This is a genomic window from Bradyrhizobium sp. RT6a, assembly GCF_040547675.1.
In the GTDB taxonomy this organism is placed as follows: Bacteria; Pseudomonadota; Alphaproteobacteria; order Rhizobiales; family Xanthobacteraceae; genus Bradyrhizobium.
In genome coordinates this window covers 302,402-323,098 of sequence record NZ_JBEPQC010000005.1, presented here as the reverse complement: position 1 = coordinate 323,098, position 20,697 = coordinate 302,402, and the positions used below count along the sequence as shown (strand labels likewise).

The window sequence follows — 20,697 nt, the reverse complement described above, 5'->3', positions numbered from 1 at the left end:
CTATAATCGTAGCACCACAACTCTCGCGAGGTCATTTTGCCCGTCGACTATCCACCTTCCGCATACCTCCCGCAAACAGCCGACGCCATTCAGTTGGCACCGGGCACAGCCCAAACCTCACGCCGCCTCCCGAATTTCCAACGGGGCAGCGCCAAGCCGGGTGAAAAGCCGCTTTCGGCAGGTCAGAACGATAATCTGCACTTTGTCGCCAGCGCGCATCAGGACATCGAACATGCTTTCAATGCGGTCGTCGTCTGAAAACGCGAGCGCGTCGTCGAGGATGACCGTAGCCGGCCGGCCCTGCCCAAGCAGCAGCTCGGCGAACGCCAATCGCGTGAGGACGGCAAGCTGCTCCTTCGTGCCGCCGCTCAGTACATCGAAATCCTCGCGTTGTCCGGCACGTTGAAGCGCGGCGATGCGCAAATCCTCATCGAGAACGATATTGGCTCCTGGCAGGAGCATTTTCAGGTAGGGCTCTACACGGCTGATAACCGGCGTGAGATAGCGGGTCTTTGCCTCACCTTCGGCTGCTTCTAATGTCTCCGAAAGGAGTTTTAGGACCGCCGCCTCCTTCTCAAATTCGGCTACGGCGGTCGTGAGGCGATCACGTTCAGCCTCAGCGGCAAGAAGCATTTCTTCGACGCCACCGCCTTCGTTAGCCTCGATCAGCGCGGTAAGGCGTGTCACCTCAATCCCGAGATTTGCGACCGACCGCTGGTGGTTGGCGGCGGCGCCTTCGAGCCGCTTAATTCGGGCGTCGATAGCCTCCACTGTTTCGCCCTGACCGCGCAGCTTCTCTGCCAACTGCTCATCCCTCGCAACGGCATCACGTTCAAGGCTCTCCGCGCTTGCGGTGAGCTGCTCGTCGCTGGCGCCGGCACGTCCAGCTGCTAAGTCCGCCTTCTTGGTCTCGATCGTGCCGTTCAACCCAGCAAGGCGTTCGCGCGCGCTCAGGAGTTTTTTGTCGGCCTGGGCGAGAGCGTCCTGAGGCCCTGCCAATTCAGCCTCAGCTGTCTCGATTTCGGCAGCAAACCGCGCGCCTTCTGCATGATTATTGGCAATGTCGCTTGTCAAATCATCTTCACCGGAAATTTCCGCAAGTCCGCACTTTTCCATCTCAACTCTGAGTCGGCCGCGCAACTCGCCCAAATGGCCCTTGAGAGCTTCCAGCCCGGCCGCCAGCTTCTTGGTCCGATTTCCGGGAGCAAGATTTGCCAGCTCGTTGCCGACGTCTGCGGAACGCCGCAGATATTCCTTGCGCTGAGCCGCCGCTGTGCGCGCGGCGGCTAGATCCATGACGCCTGCAGTCTCCAAAGCGGCTTTCACTTCCTCATGGGCCGCGTCCCGGCGTGCGACCAAGGCGGCGCGATCTTTGATCTGAGGCTCTACCGTGATCGCGCCCACGTCTTGAATGGTGATTACTGTCTTGCCAAGGATTGGGAGCGATGTTTTGGATGCATCGAGCGCTTTGCCGTCTAAGGCAACACTCGGCAGCGCGCTTTCCTCCAGGGCAAATGAAACGGTGGTCGCAACTGCGTTTGCGGCTGCATCCGCGGCCGATAGCTCCGTAACGGCCTCCTCGATCCTCGTTACGGCGGCATCGGTCGTCGCAATGGCGCCGATCAATTCCGAAAGCTTTCCGGCCTCGCACTCAAGCGAAGCAGCCTTATCGAGGGTCAGCTGGTGCTGGATGATTTCCCCATTCAGCGAGACAATGGCACGGATACGCTCAAGATTCCGCGCCCGTTCGGCGTTCCGGCTTGTTTTACTGCGAAGATCGGAGAGCTTGGCTTCGCCGGTATCGACGGAGGCCTGGGCGTCGGCCTTCGCGGCAACTGCGCCGGCGCTTGCCGTATTCAGATCGCTGAGTTGCAATTCGAGCGATTCCAGTTCTGCAACGGCTTTGGCGCGATCATCAACCGATCTCCGGGCTTGTGTTGCGCGTTCGCACGCGAGCTTGGCCGCGTCCGTCGCACTTCGAAGTTCGGCAGCATGCGTCGCGGCAACCGTGCGCTTGGTCCGTTCTGCCTCGACCTCCCTGCGGTGCGCCGCGTCGTCCCAGCTATCCGTTTCCTGCTTAAGCTCGCGCTTATTTCGCGCAAGATCTTCCATCAACTGAAACACGGACTGCCGCTTCGCTTCAAAGTCGGCCGTCTCCTGCTTGCTCTCGGCAAGCCGATCCATTGCGTCCTTGAACTTCCCGCGCGGTCCTTTCGAACTCCGTAGCGTTTCAAGGGCGTCTTTGATGGCTTTCGGAATTTTCTGGCCTCGCGTTCCACCTGTCACAAGGCCGACCTGCGCTTCCAGGCAGCCTTGCATGGTGCGCTGGCCATGCTCGTCAAGCGCCGCATCGCCGAAGGATTGCCCCTGCTGAACCCAAAGCGTTCCCCAGATACCAGGCTCGCCGCCGCTGCGACTGCCAGCAAAGCCGAGAAGGCGCTGCAATTCCGCCTCCGCTGCGTCGTCCTCGAACAGCCGGCCATCCGAACAGGTCAAGGTTGACTTACCAGCTTGTCCCGCGAAGCGCTTGTGAATGGTCCAGCTCTTGCCGTCGATGTCGAAGGTGAGTTTCACTTCGGGCACGGTGCCGTTGACGAAGTGGCGAAACGCCTTGACGTGCGCAGCCGTCGACTTGGCCTTTTCGAAGATGGCGCCGTTGATGGCTTTCAGCAGGGTCGATTTGCCCAGCTCGTTTCGCCCCACCAAGACATTGACGTTGTCGCCAATGTTGTCGACGCGGAAGGTTCCGACAAATTTGCAGAAGTTGGTAAGCTCAATCGATCGGATCTTCATGACCGTGTCCCCTGACGAAGATGCTCGATGTAAAGACGCTTGAGAGCAAGGGCGGCAAGCGACGCCTGGCCTTGATCCGACAAGACCGCAGCCATGGCCTTGAGACGGTCTGCTGCCACACGCACAAAGCCGGCGTGATCGATCTCATCGAGATCGTGGTCGGTCGGATTGAGAACAAGGCCGGCCTCGTCAAAGCGCAGGCCGCGAAGAGCAGCCCCGACGCTCTGGAGGATTTGTTCCTCAAATTTCTTACGGCCGGCGAGAGACACCGCGCCCGTAACCCGGAGATCGACGACAATTTTGCTGAGGTCTGAATCGAGCGCACGGAGCTCGCTTTCGAGCAAATCCACTTGTGCATCTTCGGTCAGCACCTTCTCGACCCTGTGCCATTGGTAACGGCCTGTCGGGATCGGCGCGACCACCGGCAATGCATTTGAACCGTTGACCTCGACAAGAAGCGCCGAACCGCCGTTGCAGTGCGAGGATACGGGATTTGGCGGAAGCTTGAACTGGTCGGCCTCAGGCGTGCCGCTATACCAGCAACGGTCGTTCACCCGCATCTGCCGATGCCAGTCACCCATGGCAAGGTAGGAGAGGCCCGCGCTGTCCGCGCGGCTTGGCGCCACGTAGTTGCTGGCTTCACCCTCTGATCCAAAGCCTTGAATGGAGCCGTGCGCCATGCCGATACGGATCGCGCCTTCCGGCGTGGCCTCCTTATCCATATAGGCCGTGAGATCGTCCGCGCTCGATGTGAAACGAAGGGGCGCAGGCAACACAAAGACAGGAGCGCCACCCTCGTCCGCGATCTGCACCGCACCCGCCTGCGTATGCACGGTCACATTCGAGGGGAGCTGCATGCGGACAATCCGATCCCACAGTCCGTTTTCACGGAAGTGATCGTGGTTTCCAGGCATGAGATGCCATTGAACGCTTTTGAACGCGCGCATGTTCTCAATGGCACGTGCCAGGGTCTGTTGAGACATCTGTTGTTTTTCGTAAACGTCGCCGGAAATGAGGACCGCCGTCGCGCCGGATTTAACCGCAGCTTCCCCAAGGGTCCGAACGACGGCCTGACGCGCATCCTGCAGGGCGCTCGCAACCTCCGGCTCGAAATAGCCAAAAACCTTGCCGATCTGGAGATCGGATGAATGGATGAATTTCATAGTGGACGCCCTTCCCCTTAATTCTAAAGTAGAGAGCAATGCGCTCCTCGCCTAGCGGGAAGCCCAGTTATGCCCATTTCGTTTTGGTGTTCTGCGTACCGGCTCTTCTCAGTGAAAGGGTGAACGCCCGCCGAAGCGGGCGTCCAGGCTTAGGCGTATTGGCTGAGCACCCAGGTGACGGCTTTGCCGTCGTAGGGTGGCATCCGGTTGCCCTTGGCGATGGGTGCGGTCGTGCTCGGCGAGCCGTCGACCTTCCAAACACCGCTCTCCGGGCATACTTCTCCGGTGCGGGCCTTCGTGGCAATCGGGGCACGTTTTGCTGTAGCAGTACTCATGTCTTACTTTCCTCATAGGTTGGCAGGTCGTCCCGGCTAGGCACGCCTTGACAGGCCCGGCGGCCACCAAATCCGCCGCAAGGCATGGCCCTGCGCCTGCCTTCAAAGGGCCAATCGATGGGAAGAAGGCTGACCGGTAAGTCCGTCGGGGCTACAAGGAAAAGTTTTTTTCGAGTACGCCGTCGGGCACGGGGCCACAGATGAAAAAAGCAGGACACCGGGGACAGGTACGCGCGGTTTCCTTCCGTGGAAGCAGCCCGGCGCGGATTTCAGCGATAAACTCCTCGGCGGTCGCACGCCGATTGTTTAACACCCGGTCCGTCATGGTTACGGCGCCAATCGTGCCGTCGCCGAGATGGACGAACTCAACGGTACATCCCGGAAACGCCTCGTACGCTGCGAGCGTAAAGACGCCCGCCGAAATGTTCTCAAAATCCTTGGAGCCGGCATGGCCGGTCCGGATCGCCCGAATATGCTTCCGGCCATTCGGTGCCGTAAGCACCTCGTCGGGACGAACAATGATCTCACTGGCGCCAACGCGAAAGCGCATCTCGGCGGGTATGGCGCGGGCGTAGCCAGTGCGGGAAGATACAAAGAAATCAATCAATTGCTTGGCAATTCGGCGATAATCTTCTGAATAGCCATGGTCCGTGAGCCGCAGCGAATCCCATGCCTCAGTAAGGCGAGCATCAAGCTCAGCGGCGGACGGCGTGAGGGTTGGATCCGCAGTCAACCATTCGACGAGCGACCGAACGGCATTGTGCATCTGCATGAACGGGGTTTCGGTTCGCCTTCCACCGATCTCAAGAATATGCGTATAGAAGAAGCGGCGAGGACACCGCTGGAACAGGGCGAGCTGGTGATCCGTGAGTACAATCCCAGCTGGGAAACTGAGGTGAACGGGAGCGGCATCTGCATCTGGGGGAACTGCCTGGCGCGGATGAACGTGCCCGCTGACGATTGTCGACCCGAGCCGAGCCAGAAACTCGGAAGGATCGCGCCGCCGCCCGTTCTTAGCCTTGGTCGGCGAATACAGAAGAAGGCGGTCTCTCGCCCGGGACATCGCAACAAAGAATAAGCACTCTTGTTCTTCGACGTGACCCTTCCTCAGAATATCGACGGCGGTGCCCGACAAACCTTCAATCATGCCATCCGGAGGTATGCACCCGCGCATCTGGTTTGGCGAACGTGGAATTGTATCAGCATTCATACCCGGAAGGTGGACAGCGCGAAACTCCAGGCCCTTGCTCCCGTGAATCGTCATGACACGGAGAGCATCGATGCTCTGTGCAGCCGCCGGCAGCTCCCGGAGATCCCGCTCATCAGCGAGCAAAACAAGTCGGCGTATCCTGTCGAGAAGACGCGAAATCGGAAGCCCGGCTGCCGCCGGCTGTGCCCGGACAAAATTCATGAATTGCCAGATCGCTACACCCCGCGCACGGACCGCGACATCGTCAGAATTCGCAATAGCAGCCGCAAACCGCGTGCGATCGAGGAGAATCGTCGATACCACCTGCCAAGGGGGCGACGCACGGCCGAACCCGTTCAGAACATCTCGCAGCCGCGTCAACGCAGGCGTCGCATCTGCGGAGACGCGGCTCAACGGTGCACCTTCCCTCAGCCAAGCGAGCGGCTCACCCTCATATTCCCTTAAGTGGGCGATAACCGCTGCGGTAGCCGCCAACGAAAGCCGGAATTCCGGTATTGTTCCCACGCGCGCAAGGCCCATCGCCCGTCGGTCGATCAGCAACGAAAGTAGAGAGAGCAGCTGTTGGATTTCGTCTCGCTCAAAGAGACTGCCAAGAAACAGCAACGGGATTCCCATGCTCTCCAGCTCGGCCGCCATTCGTCCAAGGCGCTCATTTCCTGAACAGAGCAGGGCTTGGTCTCGATAGGAAATCCCTGCAGCCCGCTGAGTTTCGATGGCTTCGGCAATGGCCGCGACTTCGTCCGGAGCCATGTCGACGGCGGAGTACTTCGGTTTCACACTGGACGGACCGCGTTCCGCCTTCAATTTCACGTCTGCGTCCGCCGCCGCCTTCATGCCATGTTCCGCAAACGTGACAAACGCGCTCACGATCTCTTCGGTCGACCGGTAGTTCACTTTGAGGCGGCCGGTTTGACCACCTGGGAAATCCTTAGTGGCAAACCGCGCAATATTGACAGATGACGCGCCCCGGAAGCGATAAATGGACTGCTTGGCATCGCCGACGACCCAGAGGTTTGTCCCGTCCCCGCACAGAGCTTTAAGAAGGCGGACACTGGCCCGATTCACGTCTTGGAATTCATCAACCAGAACATAGCGATGGCGAGCGCGGAGTTGCGCACGCACCTCCTCATCCGTTTCAATCAGTCCTACCGGCAGCGCGACGAGATCGCCGAAATCAAGGCACTGACGCTCAATTTTCAACGCTTCGTATGCTGCATAAACCTTGGCGACCTCCTGACATTTTTCAGCCGCCTCTCTTGTCTGGCCCGGCGCTGCAGTTTTCCACATGGCATCGGCAAGCTCAGCGTAACGCTCCGGTGATGCTACCTCATCTTTCGCACGCGAAATCGCAGCGAGGATGTCGCTTAGCGCAAGCGACGGGTCCCATACATCGCGATAGTGTTTCAGATCCAAGCGCGGAAACTGATCGGCCAGCTCGTCGATGGCTTCCGTGCGATCCATCAGCCTAGGATTCGCGTGAAGCTTAAGGCGCTCGTGAAAACGACGGATAATGTCTAGGCCGAATGAGTGAAATGTACCGATCCACATTGCGGCGGCGGCTGCAGGGATTCGGGCCGCCAAACGATCTGAGAGTTCACCGGCCGCTTTGTTGGAGAAGGTCAGCACAAGGATCTGGTCTGCAGGAATCTTCTTGTGCTTGAGTAGCCATTCCACCCGACCTACTAGGGTTTGCGTCTTTCCCGTACCAGGACCGGCCTCAAGCAAGTAAGGTGAACCCCAATGTTCGGCCGCAAAACGTTGCTCGGGGTTTAGCGACTCCTCCGCATGGACGTCCGTATCTAAGCGAACGGGAGGAAGTAGAAGGGCATCTAGTAACTGCTGTGCCACAACATCGAAGGGCGCACCGAGCCGCTGCGCAATGGCCGTTGCCGTCAACTTTTCGTCGAGATGAAGTTTGCGCACAACGGATCGGGGCAAGAGCAGCTCTCGCCCGAACAGGTCCATTTGGACCTCGCGGCGTTCGCGGCGGCCATAGTCAATAACCCGATCGACACCAATGGGCGCCGCCTCCGCCGGGCGCATCGGGCTCACCTCATAAGAGAGCGTGCTCTCTCCAGCCCCGCCGAATTCAACGTGCCCGATCTCATGCGCGACAAGAAACGCATTCATAAAATCATTGCCGGCATCTTCGTGCAGAATGGTCAGTCCGCCTGGGTCGTATGAAGCACGCGCGCCGCGCAAGCGCGCATCCCCCGTCGGAAGCTTCTCGACGGCAATCGACCGGCGAAGAGCTTCGGCACAGGCGAAGGCGTAAGGCTGCCAGGGATTGGCTCCCTTTTGCGCGGCCGCAAGATGCAGCCGTTCGGCTGTCTGGCGTGTGATTTCGATCGTGTCCATCTAGGTAGACGACATGAAAATATCGTCTTTCTCCTCGGAGGTGACACCTGAGTTAATGAGGAGTCGCTCGAATTCGATCTTGGCGGGAGCTTCGGGCTTCCCGTCCGACTTATAACTCGCCCCGGGAGCCACGGTCGTGGGTTGATCGAGATATTCAAGAAGGACTTCGGTCGTTGAACGGGTCGCTATGGCTAGCCGCTTTAGGAAGGGTTTGGGAATTGATGTCGCAATGACGATCCGGTCCCTTAGTGCAATCAGGATAGAACGGCGAATACGAAGCTCGGTCGCTAAGGCAACAAAGGAAGGCCCCTGAAACAGTGTAAAGGGATTCTCGACTAAGCGGGGACGTTCGGCGCGGGGCGGCGTGGCATTAAACGCATCCCATGCCTTTTGTGCTGCAGATTCATCATCTGTGGTATGAACGATCCCTTCGGAAGAGAGCCTAAGCTCGCTCAAGAGATCAACCAAATCGGTCGCGTATTGCGGATAACGCGAAAGATAGCGCTCAAGAGTTGCTTTATCGTGAGAAGGCTCGACGGCAAACGCCAACAACACATGCTCAAGAAGGGAGTCTGTATCTGCTGTGCTCATGCGTCTTCCTCCGTTTCGAGAGCCTTCCGAATCGCTGCATACGCTCGGTCGCGGCGGTTCCGGGCAGTCTTTTCCGTGCAACCGAGGAATCGGACGATCGTAGGAATGTTGGGTTCCTGAGAATCTATCTGGATTCCGCGTAGCAATAGCTCGATCACGCGGCGCTGATTGTCCGGTAATGATTCAATCGCGGCGTAAAGCCGTGACCGGTAAACAGGATCGTCAAGTTTTGACTCGGATACTGGATTCTGGGCTGCCGCTGCTTTCTCCACCTCAGCATTGAGTTCACTGGTTTCATCGTCATAGCCAATGGATTCCGAGCGCTTTTCTTCTCTTAAGGCCTTTTTTCGACCGTCCAGACGAAGGGTAGCCAAAGCGGCATCAAAATTTACTTCGTAATAATCGAGCCGCTCATCATACCCGGCCCGGTCCTGGACAAGCATCGCCTGAAATCGATCGACCACATACTCGTTGATCGCTATGTTCCGCTGCGAAACCAATGACTTACCCTCACCGCTCCCCTTTATGGCCGGGTTCGGTAATCGAGTGAGGACTCGTCGCCTTAGTGTGCGGAATATCATTGCAAAGAAATGGTCGGAGTTGTCGGAGCGACACCCGCGGATCAAATGAAGTAGGCACTCCGACGGAATATAACCGGGATCAGATGGGTCGGCGATCTTACAGCGATCTGCTTGATCCGAACGCGACACCTTCATGAGATCATCAATCGCGTTCTCAACCAGCAGCCTGCGCTGATACAAGACCCTGTCTTTCAACTTGCGAAGTGGGACGGCCATGTGGGTCCAAACGACGTGATTGGGAAAGGATCAGTCGGTACTAGTCATTGCTTCCTTGCTACCGGAAGCTGTAACTCAATTGGGGCAAGCCGTCGAGACAGAGCTCGTGCGGAAGGCTAACATCTCTTATATACATTGGCTTAGCGGCGGTTGTTCGCCGGAATTCCGCGCCTTCACCCCTCAACGTATCGATATGCGAATCCGGCGTGAACATGTCGCGCGGCTGGATGATGAGATGCTTGGCCTCACGGCTGTCAAAGCCGCTGTCGCCATGCTTGGCTTCGCCCCTTCACCCCGCTTTCAGCGGAACGCTGCATCGAGACCCGAAATGTGGTTCATCTCCGCTGTAAGATCGGCGACCTGACCGAATACCAGATGAATGCACGAGCAGGCGTGACCGCACCAGTTTCGCACCAGAAACGACCCAACCGAAGCGCAACGAACGCGATCCTATTGGGACGAAAAGACAGTAACATCAACAAAGCTGATCGATAGTCTGCCGCTCATAACGGTCTGGTTGCAGATTCGAGTCCTGCCGCACATATGGGGAAATCGCCCGCACTAGATTTTTGACTGGTCTCCTTCGCCCTGCGGTTCTGAAGGCGCCATTACTTCGTACGGTTGAACGCCCCGTGATAGCTCGCCACTAGGCGTACTTCTTTTCTGCTCAGCCTGCCAAGGTGTTCTTCTAGTCAATCGCAACTGCGGCTGCCCAGCTGAAGTCATAATGAGCGCCCAACAACTTCATTGTGACAACAGCGACAAGAACGCAGATGATTTGCAACAACGTTCTGGTCGAGAACACTCTATTGAAGCCCGTCATGATGCCGCCTTCTAGCGCCGATGACCGAGCCGGATTCCAAGCTTGAGCGCCTTTTGGCGGAGTGAGCCTTCGGAGCGCTTGGTGAGCTTCGCAATTTTCGCAACCGGAGTCTTCGCTTTCGAATGAGCGCGCAGCTCCTTCACGTCAGCCTTTGTATATTCGCGACGCACAGGTTTCTTCTTCGTCGCGGTCTTCTTTACCTTCTTCGCCACTTTTAGCTCCTCGATTCGAGAGCGGGCGTACTAGCACAGCCGCATTGAAGCGCAACTCTCCATCAGTTGGCTCTATATGCCGGTCCGATGTGTGCCTCTCTCAGCAGATGCGGTCGATATTTCCCTGCCGCCGAATTCTGACAGGATCGCGATGATGCGGTGGTGGGCGGACGAGTTCGACCAGCTGAGGGAGCACTGTCGTCATCCAAAAATGAGCGCCTGAGGAAAAGCGCGTTCAAGGTGGGGTTGCTTCCTTAAGTCGCACGACCATTAGTTCGACATGTTCGTGTCAAGGAGCGCCAGAAGTGAGCGCACCACTACTATTCGCCGACGTCCGATCGTTGTCGTGACGATACGCCCAGCTCCTATCAACTCGTAAAGCTTCGTGCGTCCCAAGCCGGTCACTTCGCACGCATCGTCAATCGTGCAGGTGAGCCGCTGGGCAAATGGCATCGTACTCGGTTCTGCGGCTTTCGGAGCGGTTAGACTGACTTGTGACTGTTGTCCGCCAGTTTTCTCTCCTCGATTGTATCTCACGTGGCCCTCCAATTCGCAAAAAGCTCGACAGGACGAGAATTGATTGTGCGACGAGCAACGTCAATGCGAACATCCGAGGGCGCTCGCGTACGACAGCGCATGTCAGCGGCGGTTTGAATATTTCGGGACACTAAGGGCGACGAGAAAATTTTTCGCGAATGCGCCGGCCACAGTGAGCATCGCGCCGAGGCTAGTCTGCAAATCTCGGCAGCAAATTCTTCAAGCGTTCGCCGCTTTTCACCAGCGTCTTATTCAACCAAATTCAACGAACGCGGCTGAAGGCTACCTAAGTGCCTAAGGTTGCTGGCGCTCCCTCGGGGAGGCAAAAGCGCGACACGATAAGCCCAAGCAAAATCGCCACAAATCAGCTTGGCTGCTTCGTCTCTGCTACCATGTCGTGCTACTACCAGCAAGCCCGCACCAACCTCTTTGAGGGATCATCACGGCGCAGGATGATACGTCCCATCGAAGCCCTCTTCAGGCGGACCGAACGCAGCGGCGAGACCCGGCGCGAGCTTGATAACGCGCACGGCATCCGGCCAGAGGCTCACGCCGCGAATGCCTCCTTTTCCCCAGGGCACGATGACGCCAGCGATGCGGATGAGGGAGCCACCACGAATGATGATGCCCTGTCTGAGAGGGTTACCTTTAGCATCTACGAGTTCTGGCTTCTTCATGGGAGACCTAAAGTTGAAGGCGATAGCACCCTCCTTCGTCTCCTTCCACGGGACATAGACGTGCTTCTTGCCCGCGAAGTGCCGGTCAATGACCTGAATTTCGTTTTGAACGCGCTTTGTATAATCTTCAGAGGCAGTCGCTTCGGTCTTGTACTTGCCGTCAGCGTACTCACCCTCTGTATCGGGCTCCGACAGCTTCGGTCTGCTCGCGGTAAATGTGACGTAGTGGAATTTCGTGTGAGTCATCCCGTGACCGCCATGGGGACGATCTGCTGCAAGATCATCCCACGATTTGAGAACCTCGCCTAATGTATGTTACTGCCGTTGAATTGCGGGTGTGGGTTGAAGCTTACCGGGAAGGAAGCGAATGAGTGAGGACGTAGCAGACGACGCCCTGCTATTGCTGGTGGTAAGGGCAGATGAAAGCCTATTCGCAGCGGGAGAAGACATAAGGCAGCGTCAATTCAACGTGCCAAGAGTTGTGATGCAACAACTCGGATACGTGGGCTACGGCTTGTTTGGAGCGTACACGCCGCCGATACTGGTCCGCATCCGGGCGCAATTCGCGCGGCTCTATAATGCTCATGACCTTGCCGTGGGCGGTCATATTGGCGTGTTCATGTTCCGAGATGTTTTCGCGCGTGTGGGAATTCCGCAGATCTACGGGCGCACAGCGATAGCGCCCATGGAGCACGTTGAACTGACTGACATTCAAAAGCGAATTTTGGCAAACGAGCCGGACATCTTCAACGCATATCACGACCAATTCGCGGACCTGTTCGACCTTGAATATGGAATTCGTGAACTTCGAGCGCCCTATGCTCAGATGGAGCTAGTAGAAAGGCTCCTCAACCTTTCTCGCTTGCACCTCCATGCTGCTGCTGCAATTCTCACGGGCGGATACGATTTCAGAGGAGCCGTACAAAGCGGACTGCTCGCCACCGAACTTGCGCTAAAGGCTCTGGCCGCTGCCACTGGGTTGGAAGAGGATGATATCAGAGACAAATATGGGCACCACATCGACCGCCTCATCAACTACCTAGAACCAAAGTGGCCTGCGTTCGATGCTGCACGAGCGCGCAGAGTTACGGAGGCGCAGCCGCGCTATGTTCGCAACCGCTATGCCAAGGATCAGCCCAAGCGCGTGGAAGTCGGTCACACGGTCATGGGAGCGCAATACCTGGCCGGGGAGGTAACGCGCCAACTATCCGATAGGGACTTCAGAAAGGGTGCGGGACAACCGTCGCCCCGCAAGTACCTCAGTAGCCCGATGGACCTTGACGGCACTTAACAGTCAGATTGTGCGCGAACGTAAACACGTTGGTAGCCAGACCTTCAAAGCTACCGCCACTGAGCAGGGCCAACAATTCTACGCACGCTCCCGGGCTTCCTTCGTCTGGTTGAGGACGCCCGTGTAGTGCGCCTTCTATAATGTCCTGCGAGCGTTTCTGTTGCGCCTTCGGTGGGTGGGTTTTGGCCCACTCATCTGCGTGACGAAAGCCATTCGCACCAGCCTCAATGATCACGCCAACCGAATGACCGTTGAAGAACGGCCCCACAGCGGTCCATTGCTCTTTCCCTTGGTTATCGTCCCGAAGGCGAAGAAGGATAGCGCTCAGCATCAGCATCAACGAACCTGCGTAAATACCCGCGCCAAAGGCCGCTGCCGCCTGCCGATCCAACACATCGTGGAAGGCCGCGCCAAACGAGCCAGATGGCATCCCGTGCCCGCGCATCATAACTTCATGCGCTCTGTCCCCAACGGCGTTTAGGGCGTCATCCAGCACGGTGCGCTGCGTTAGCGTACTGTACAGGGTAGCAAACAGGTGCCGAAGGTGCGGCTCGCTGTAGCGCCACATCTGCACGAGCCGGAACAACCCATTGTAGGCAATGTCTCCGTGTTGAGGGTCGCCGTCCTTCGTCATAACGATGTCGCCGGTGTCGTCCTGCGACCAATCACCCACCTCCTTCAGGATGGTGAGGTCGTAGGCGTCAACCACATCGTCGTAAGGAGTGATGCGCGCGTCGAAAGGCTGCTGCGTGGTCGCGTCCGTCATTCTGAGGTATCCAAAGAACTCGGTTAACTATAACGGCGTCACCCTAAGGCTGACCCAACTTTGCTATTTCGCGATTTGCAAGCCGAATGACAGCAGTCGTTCTCCTCAGCAACCTATGCCGACCGATTGTCTTTGGATCGATGAAAATGTCTGGAAGACCATTATATCTGAGCAGGTTTCCTTTATAGAAGACATTCAGGGCTTTCACTTACTGCGCGAGCGCCGGACGCATGGGATGGAGGCCAAAGACCCTTAGAGCCTCTGCTGCAACGCCTTCTAAATCGTGCCCGTATCTCCTAATCGGCTTAGCGAATTTCTTGTAGTCCAGAAGCAGCAGAAGCGCCTTCACAACGATTTCCGTGCCCTGGCTGGTCAGGTGGAGCACTACGTAATCGTCGCCCCCGTGGCGTTGCAGTAAAATGGACGCGCCAAGGAAACTTTGGCCCTTTGCATAGAGGGCGAGCGCTATGCGCCGCCGAGCATAGTCCGTCAAATCGCCGCTGCCGAAGGTGGCTTCCATGAGTACCGTTCTGCCGTGGCCGTTAGATGAAGCCAAGTTTTCCCTTACCCACCGCGGTCGCGACTTTAACGGGATTCTCCAATACTACCCTGATGTACTCGTGAATCTCCTCGCAGACCCGTTCAACGTCCTCTTCGCTGAAGTCGGGTGGAATGCCTCGCACCGCTCGCGGGCTATCGCCAATCCTGACCGTTATGGCGTCACCGATCATCTCAAATTCTAGCACCACGCGAGGCCAGAACTTGCCCTTGCCGCTTGTACGCGGAATCCCCACAGCAACACCCATCTGAATGGGGGCCAACGTCAAGGTATCTTTGTCATGAGTGCTGAATTTTGCACCCCGGTAGTCGCCAGCCTCCTCTCGATACTCGCCTTCAGGCGGCACGCCACGCGCTTCAGAGCCTTCGCCTAGATAGATCGGCAGACGTTGCACGATAGCATCTCCAAGCGCTTCAATGGTGCGGAAGCTCTTGACCGTCATGTCGCTGTAAGCGGACATTGCATCTTGCAAAATCTTCATTCGTTCGCTGAGAGCCATCAATTGTCCCCTTTCTAGAGTCCACGTACCTTGTTGTCGCGATGTAACGAACGCACCAACGTCCTACCGCAGGCCTTGCCATCCTCTGAATGCTCCAGATAGTTCCAGTCGTCGCGCTCCAACAATAGCCGGATGTATTTGGCGACGCTCAACGCCAATCGAGACAGGCGCCAGATATCGCGAATGAGAACCCTTTGGCTCGGATCAAGCCCGGTGGTGGCGTGGGCGAGAACTTTGTTCCGGTAGTGCTTTATCCTCGTTAGAGCGTCCTGCTCTGCCTTTAGGATGGACCATCGCGCCTTCAGCACCCTTATCAACCTCGGTATGTCTCTTGTCGTTCCCGCCCTGTGGCCAACGGCACGCTGCCATTGCGTCTCCTTGTCGATCAAGAATTGCTGGAAGCTGGGAACGCTCACGCCACGCACAAGCTGTCCGAGCGAGGCGTCATCATTTCTGGTGCCGTTGTCGCATAACGCGCTCAGTCTGATCACCATGATCTGCAACTGGTCAAACAAGATGGTGCTTAGAGCGCCCGTCGCTTCTCCTTCGAGCCGAAGCGCCTTTCCTGTGCTGTTAACTCCATGGAACACACCGAGCGTCTGCGCGAGGTTCTCTGCGAAGCGATGGATGATTTCGCCCTTCTTGCAGTACTCCAGATAGAGTTCACTCTGAGTTGTATCGGACGGCCCTGGTGCTTTCGCGCTCATATCAGAGGCTCACTGCGCCTTCACGAGTGGAACAGGATAGAAAGGGATGACGGCTCCGAGCGGCACGGGCTTGCTAATCTCGGCGGCTTTGGGGTTGCGCATGAAGATATCACGCCGCTCTTGCTCATATTTGCGTTTATCTCTCTCATAATGTTCATCGCCACAGTTCCAATGGTGACACAGCGCGCGGTTGGCAAGGCTTAGTCCGCTGGGCCCTTTGTGTGGTCGAACGACAAAGCAGAACTTCGTTGAGCGCTCCGCCGTCTCGGCAAACGGGTCGCTATATCGGGCGATGCCGGAGACGAAGAAATCCACGCGCTGATCTGCCATGTCCTCCAAGATCTTTGAGAGGAGCGAAACCCTATCGATCACGACCTTGCCGTGAGGTCCAATGAAATGGTCCGTTACAATAGGATAGACTAGCCACAAGATCAGTGGTCTAGCAGCGCTGCAAAATCGTGACGTCGATGATGCCGCGCACAGCGGGCCCCTGATCACAATTGAGTCATTACGCGGCGCGCAACCCCGCCGATCTTACGCTGCGACTTTCCTTCTGCCGCTTCCACGATGCTTCCACGAACGAAATTCCCAACCAAATTTGGAGCATCGTAAAGCCCTCGAAAACGTTTGTTTTCAAGGACTTGTTGTCTCGCGGAGGCGCAACACCCGATTATTGCGATTGATTGAACAAGAGAATTCCTAAGCTTGTTGGATGAATGGACACCGACCGGGCCACTGTTGAGAGTCTGCGCGCCGAGCACTATCAATGACTTACTAGTCGTGCCCCGGGGTTTTTCAGGCCGTGAATGGACATTCGTGCACGATCACAACGGTGGGCTGCGTATTATGGAAGTGTCTGAAACTGAAGAACATTGCGTCGCGGCCACCGGCGACCTCAGCCCGCCGGCCGGGGCAAGCCGAGCGAATCGCGCAAGGTCGAGCCGTCGTACTCAGTGCGGAACAGCCCTCGATGTTGCAGCTCCGGCACGAGGCCGTGGACCAGCTGCTCCAAGCCCCCTGGCAGATATGGGACCTGCAACATGAAGCCGTCGCAAGCACCCGCCTCGAACCACTCCTGCATGCGATCAGCCACCGTGCCGGGCGTGCCGGCGAAGCCGCTGGTGGTTCTCCCCGCGCCGTATCGCTGTCCTAGCTCAGCAAGGCTCAAGCCTGAGCGCCGCGTCAGCTCGGCGACCTCACGGTAGTGCCCTTCGACGCCGGGAACGTCGAGATTCTCAGGCAGGACCTCGTCCTGCGGGAAGCGCGAGAGATCAACGCCGAGATGATAGGACAAAGTCGAGAGACCGGACTCCGGATGCGACAATTCGTGGAGCTGGTCGTGTAGCGCCTTGGCCTGCTTCTCCGTGTCGCCAATGACCGGGACGATGCCGGGCAACACCTTGAGCGTATCAGGGTCGCGACCGAAACGGACCGCGCGGGCGCGCAAGTCGTTGCGGAATTCGACGGCGACATCGATGAGGCCCGGCGTCACGAAGATGATCTCGGCCCATCGCGCAGCGAAATCGCGGCCACGATCCGAAGCGCCGGCCTGGATGAAGACCGGGCGTCCTTGCGGCGGCCGGCTCACATTGAGGGGCCCTTGCACGTTGAACCATTTTCCGGAATGGTCGATCCGGTGCACCCGCGCAGGGTCGGCGAACAGCGGGGCCTCGCGATCCCGGACCAGCGCACCATCCTCCCAGGAATTCCACAGCTTGGTCACGACCTCCAGAAATTCGTCGGCGCGCTCGTAGCGCTCCTCGCGAGAGAGCTGCTCGGTCAGGCCGAAATTGCGCGCCTCGGCCTCCTGGAACGAGGTGACGATATTCCAGGCGGCGCGGCCACCGCTGAGATGGTCGAGCGTCGCGAGCGCCCGCGCCAGGGCGTAGGGCTGGGCGTAGGTTGTCGAAATGGTCGCGCCAAGACCGAGATGCTTGGTCGCACCCGCGATGATCGAGAGCACCACCAGCGGATCGAGCCGCAGCGCGCCCAGCGCGCCGTAGCGAAGCTGGCTGTCCAGGCTGCCGCCCAGCGTGTCAGGGATTGCCAGGATGTCCGCGATGAACACAAGATCGAAGCGCCCCTGCTCCAACAGCCGGCCGATATTCTGGTAGTAGGCGGCGGACAGCAAGTCGCCGTCCGCTTCCGGATGCCGCCAGCCAGCATGGCTGCCGGAAACGGGACCTGCGGAGACAAAGGCGGCAAGATGCAGTTTCTTGTCAGGCATCGATCAGCTCACAGTCCAGGAGATCTCGACGGGACCGCCACGTTTCAGCGTGTTGTAGATCGGGCAGTTGGCGGTGAATCCGGCAACCAGCGTCTCAGCCTCGCCCGCTGTCACACCGGACAGGCGCACCACGATGCGGATCCACTCGTATTGCGTCGGATCGGTCGCATGACGCCGGAACGACACTTCGGTTCCGGCCTCACGCAGGACAATCCCTCGTTCTTTTGCCGTCTTCTGAATGAGGCCGAGCGAGCAGCTGCCGAGGGACGACAGCAGCAACTCGCCGGCGTTGATCGCTTCGCCGGGCCCACCGACGGCAACGCGCTGGTCCGAAATTAAATGGTTCGTACCCGCGCTGACCAGATAGCGACCGAACTGACCGATTGTGGCGGACGTGATCGACACTGTCTCGCCGGGTTGAGCGTTCATCATGATTTCTCTGTTGTTGGTTTAGGCGTCGCCGCTTATGCGCCGAGCTCCAGCGCGACGGCCTTCTTCGCCGCGTCGAACTGGGGGCCAAGCAGGAATGATCGGACGTCCACCTTGTTCGGGAGCACACCGAGCGCCTGGAAATTGTCGGCAAGATCCTGGGTCGACGCGGCCGCCGCCTCATCGATCGGTTTCAACGCGACCGCGGTCGACTCAGACAGCCTGGCATCGCGGACAAGCTTCTCGTAGACGGCCTGTTCGGTCCCGTTCGGCGGAAATCCACCCTGCGAGGCCCAGAGCGCAACGGACTCAGCCGGATGCGCGAAGATATAGGCCTGGGTTTCCCGTATGGTCTTCACGAATTTCGCGAAGAGCTGCGGATACTTCACCGCGACGTCACTCCGCGCGACGTAGAAGGCATAGTCATAGGTCTTCACGTCGGGCAGCAGACGCGCCTTGCCGCCGAGCTTGGTCAGCGCGAGCGCCGTGGCTGGCTGCCAATGGATCCAGCCGTCGATGCTTCCTTGCGCGAATGCCGTGAACGCGTCTGCCCCGCTCAGGCTGACAGCTGCGACATCAGACAATCTGAGGCCGGCGGTCTCCAGATATTTGATCAGGCTGTAGGTGCCCGTCGTGCCGTTCTGATGGGCGATCTTCTTGCCTTTCAGATCGGCCGCGGTCTTGATCGGGGAATTCGCCTGCACCAGGAAATCAACTTCGTCGACAGGCAACGGGTAGGCCGCGAGCGGCACGATCGGGACACGCGCCGGAACCGCGTTCACGACCGCAGTTGCTGTTGCGAACGTGAAATCGACCGAGCCGGCCTTGGCCGCCTCCATCACCGGAAGCGATGCCGTGAAGCCCGGTTGCCAGACGATCTTGGTGCCGAGCTCCTGCTCGAGATTGCGGCCACCCACGCCTGCCCGCAGTGATGCCCAGACGCCGGTGCGGCCGTCTCCGATGACAGCGACGGTCAGTTGCGGCGGCACCGCATCGCCAGCATTCGCGCGCGGCAATCCGCGGACGCCTGTCGAGGCTACGGCAAGTCCCGCGCCAACCGACAACAGCGTTCGCCGCGAGATGCCAGCGCGGTGGCCCGTCGAGCCAATAAAAGTCATGTCGTCATCCTTTCGTTTGTTCATGCAACGGAAGCCAAGTCGCGCTCGGCCGTGAGCAGACCGTCGAGCAGCTCTTCCTTCAGGGTCGCCAGCGCCGGATCGCCGCGATGCCGTGGACGCGGCTGATCGAAGATCAGGTCGCGCGCGATGCCGCCATCCTTGACCAGGAGCACACGATCGGAGAGCAGCAACGCCTCCTCGACATCGTGCGTGACCAGCACGACGGTGCGGGGCCGTGCAACCAGTAACTGCCCCAACAGCAGCTGCATTGCAGCCCGGGTGATGGCGTCCAGCGCTCCGAACGGCTCATCGAGCAGCAGCAGGTCCGGCTCGTGGATCAGCGCCCTCGCCAGCGCCACACGCTGGCGCTGGCCGCCCGACAGCCCGATCGGAAACTCGCTTTCGCGTCCCTGCAACCCGACTGCCTCGAGGATGCGCCCCGCGTCCTGCTTCCTGCCCTTGATGCCCAGCAGCACATTGCCGAGGACGCTCCGCCACGGCAGCAGACGATCCTCCTGGAACATCAGGCGCACGTCAGCCTTGCGGCCCGTCGTGCGAAGCTCGATGCGGCCGCGCGAGGGCGCGTCCAGCCCGGCGACGAGGCGCAGCAGCGTCGACTTGCCCGCTCCGCTTGGTCCGATGATCGAGACGAACTGGCCGGAGGCGATGTCGAGATCGACGTCGTTCAGGACCGTGCGGCCGGCAAACGATTTGCCGACCGAACGCAGGCTGACGCTGGCTCCGCTCATGCCTTCACCCGATCCGCATAGTTCGGATGCCAGCGCAACAGCCGCCGTTCGATCAGGCGCGTGACGAGATCGGACAGCCAGCCTGCGATGGCGTAAAGAATGATGGCCAGCACGATGATGTCGATGCGCAGCAGCTCACGTGCGTTCTGCACGAGATATCCAACCCCGTCCCGCGACGCGATCGTTTCACCCACGACCAGCGTGAGCCAGGCCACGCCGAGCGCATAGCGCATGCCGACCAGGATCGGCTGCAGCGCCGCCGGCAGAATGATCGACCAGACCAGCTCGGCGCGGCCAAGGCCGTAGGACTTTCCGAGTTCGATCAGCTTGGGATCGACGTTGCGGATGCCCCCGACCGTGTTGATGTAGACCGGGAAGAGCGATCCCATCGCGACGAGAATGAGCCGCGGCTCCTCCCCGATGCCGAACCAGAGGATCATCAGCGGCACCAACGCCAGGTGCGGAATGGTCCGGATCATCTGCAGCGACCGATCGAAAAGATCGTGCAGCGGCTCGAACAGCCCGACGGCCAAGCCGAACAGCAGCCCACCGAGGGCGCCAATGCTGAAGCCGATGGCAACCCGGCGAAGGCTGACAAGGACGTCGTGCTGCAATTCGCCGCGCTCGGCAAGCTGCCGCGCAGCATCCCAGATGTCGGACGGAGCCGGCACGATCGCCGTAGACACAATCCCCGTCGTCGAGAGGAATTGCCAGACCAGAAGCATGCCAAACGGCAGAAGCCAGGGTAGAAAAAATGAGCGCCAAGCCAGGCCGCGCGCGCGCGATGCAGATGTCTCCGACGGTCGCGTAACGTCGGCTACCACCGTCACCACGGGTTCGCCGGCACGGGGGAATG

The 20,697-nt window shown here is 58.8% G+C and carries 20 protein-coding genes; 1 reads left to right on the top strand and 19 read right to left on the bottom strand.

Annotated features, from left to right (window positions below):
• Positions 1–117: 117 nt before the first annotated feature.
• The 9 genes from ABIC03_RS26975 to ABIC03_RS26935 form a co-directional block, all read right to left on the bottom strand.
• Positions 118–2,793, bottom strand: coding sequence for an AAA family ATPase (locus tag ABIC03_RS26975; protein ID WP_354062479.1), 2,676 nt, complete (start codon positions 2,791–2,793; stop codon positions 118–120).
• Complete coding sequence (locus tag ABIC03_RS26970) at positions 2,790–3,956, bottom strand: metallophosphoesterase family protein (RefSeq protein ID WP_354062477.1); 1,167 nt, start codon at positions 3,954–3,956, stop codon at positions 2,790–2,792. The genes ABIC03_RS26975 and ABIC03_RS26970 overlap by 4 nt, the downstream gene beginning before the upstream one ends.
• Before the next feature lie 149 nt (positions 3,957–4,105).
• Positions 4,106–4,291, bottom strand: a complete 186-nt coding sequence (locus tag ABIC03_RS26965; protein ID WP_354062475.1) for a hypothetical protein — start codon at positions 4,289–4,291, stop codon at positions 4,106–4,108.
• 151 nt (positions 4,292–4,442) lie between these two features.
• A complete protein-coding gene (locus ABIC03_RS26960; protein WP_354062473.1) occupies positions 4,443–7,859 on the bottom strand; it encodes a UvrD-helicase domain-containing protein in 3,417 nt (1,138 codons plus the stop codon).
• A complete protein-coding gene (locus ABIC03_RS26955) occupies positions 7,860–8,450 on the bottom strand; it encodes a hypothetical protein (protein ID WP_354062471.1) in 591 nt (196 codons plus the stop codon).
• Positions 8,447–9,211 carry an RNA polymerase sigma factor gene (locus tag ABIC03_RS26950; RefSeq protein ID WP_354062469.1) on the bottom strand — a complete coding sequence of 255 codons (765 nt, stop codon included), beginning with the start codon at positions 9,209–9,211 and terminating at the stop codon, positions 8,447–8,449. The genes ABIC03_RS26955 and ABIC03_RS26950 overlap by 4 nt, the downstream gene beginning before the upstream one ends.
• 870 nt (positions 9,212–10,081) lie before the next feature.
• Complete coding sequence (locus ABIC03_RS26945) at positions 10,082–10,282, bottom strand: hypothetical protein (RefSeq protein WP_354062467.1); 201 nt, start codon at positions 10,280–10,282, stop codon at positions 10,082–10,084.
• Between the two features lie 270 nt (positions 10,283–10,552).
• Positions 10,553–10,735: a helix-turn-helix domain-containing protein gene (locus tag ABIC03_RS26940; protein ID WP_354062653.1), complete on the bottom strand. Its 183-nt coding sequence runs from the start codon at positions 10,733–10,735 to the stop codon at positions 10,553–10,555.
• Positions 10,736–11,259: 524 nt separating this feature from the next.
• Entirely contained in the window at positions 11,260–11,742 is a 483-nt protein-coding gene (locus tag ABIC03_RS26935) for a hypothetical protein (RefSeq protein WP_354062465.1), read from the bottom strand.
• A gap of 121 nt (positions 11,743–11,863) precedes the next feature.
• Here ABIC03_RS26935 and ABIC03_RS26930 point away from each other — a divergent pair, with 121 nt between their 5' ends.
• Positions 11,864–12,787: a hypothetical protein gene (locus tag ABIC03_RS26930; RefSeq protein WP_354062463.1), complete on the top strand. Its 924-nt coding sequence runs from the start codon at positions 11,864–11,866 to the stop codon at positions 12,785–12,787.
• Here ABIC03_RS26930 and ABIC03_RS26925 read toward each other — a convergent pair.
• From ABIC03_RS26925 to ABIC03_RS26880, 10 genes are all read right to left on the bottom strand, one after another.
• On the bottom strand, positions 12,756–13,553 hold the full coding sequence (locus ABIC03_RS26925) for a hypothetical protein (RefSeq protein ID WP_354062461.1): 798 nt from the start codon (positions 13,551–13,553) through the stop codon (positions 12,756–12,758). The genes ABIC03_RS26930 and ABIC03_RS26925 overlap by 32 nt on opposite strands.
• Positions 13,554–13,761: 208 nt before the next feature.
• The gene (locus tag ABIC03_RS26920; RefSeq protein ID WP_354062459.1) at positions 13,762–14,073 is read right to left on the bottom strand and encodes a hypothetical protein; all 312 of its coding nucleotides are present in this window, start codon (positions 14,071–14,073) and stop codon (positions 13,762–13,764) included.
• Between the two features lie 22 nt (positions 14,074–14,095).
• A complete protein-coding gene (locus tag ABIC03_RS26915; RefSeq protein ID WP_354062457.1) occupies positions 14,096–14,611 on the bottom strand; it encodes a hypothetical protein in 516 nt (171 codons plus the stop codon).
• 14 nt (positions 14,612–14,625) lie between these two features.
• Positions 14,626–15,318, bottom strand: a complete 693-nt coding sequence (locus ABIC03_RS26910) for an AbiU2 domain-containing protein (RefSeq protein WP_354062456.1) — start codon at positions 15,316–15,318, stop codon at positions 14,626–14,628.
• 9 nt (positions 15,319–15,327) lie between these two features.
• The gene (locus tag ABIC03_RS26905; RefSeq protein ID WP_354062454.1) at positions 15,328–15,648 is read right to left on the bottom strand and encodes a hypothetical protein; all 321 of its coding nucleotides are present in this window, start codon (positions 15,646–15,648) and stop codon (positions 15,328–15,330) included.
• 565 nt (positions 15,649–16,213) lie between these two features.
• Complete coding sequence (locus ABIC03_RS26900) at positions 16,214–17,545, bottom strand: LLM class flavin-dependent oxidoreductase (protein ID WP_354062452.1); 1,332 nt, start codon at positions 17,543–17,545, stop codon at positions 16,214–16,216.
• Positions 17,546–17,548: 3 nt separating this feature from the next.
• Positions 17,549–17,977, bottom strand: coding sequence for an OsmC family protein (locus ABIC03_RS26895; protein ID WP_354062450.1), 429 nt, complete (start codon positions 17,975–17,977; stop codon positions 17,549–17,551).
• A 32-nt stretch (positions 17,978–18,009) separates the two neighbouring features.
• Positions 18,010–19,092: an ABC transporter substrate-binding protein gene (locus ABIC03_RS26890; protein ID WP_354062448.1), complete on the bottom strand. Its 1,083-nt coding sequence runs from the start codon at positions 19,090–19,092 to the stop codon at positions 18,010–18,012.
• Positions 19,093–19,112: 20 nt separating this feature from the next.
• A complete protein-coding gene (locus ABIC03_RS26885; RefSeq protein ID WP_354062446.1) occupies positions 19,113–19,841 on the bottom strand; it encodes an ABC transporter ATP-binding protein in 729 nt (242 codons plus the stop codon).
• Complete coding sequence (locus ABIC03_RS26880) at positions 19,838–20,527, bottom strand: ABC transporter permease subunit (RefSeq protein ID WP_354062444.1); 690 nt, start codon at positions 20,525–20,527, stop codon at positions 19,838–19,840. The genes ABIC03_RS26885 and ABIC03_RS26880 overlap by 4 nt, the downstream gene beginning before the upstream one ends.
• Between the last annotated feature and the right edge of the window lie 170 nt (positions 20,528–20,697).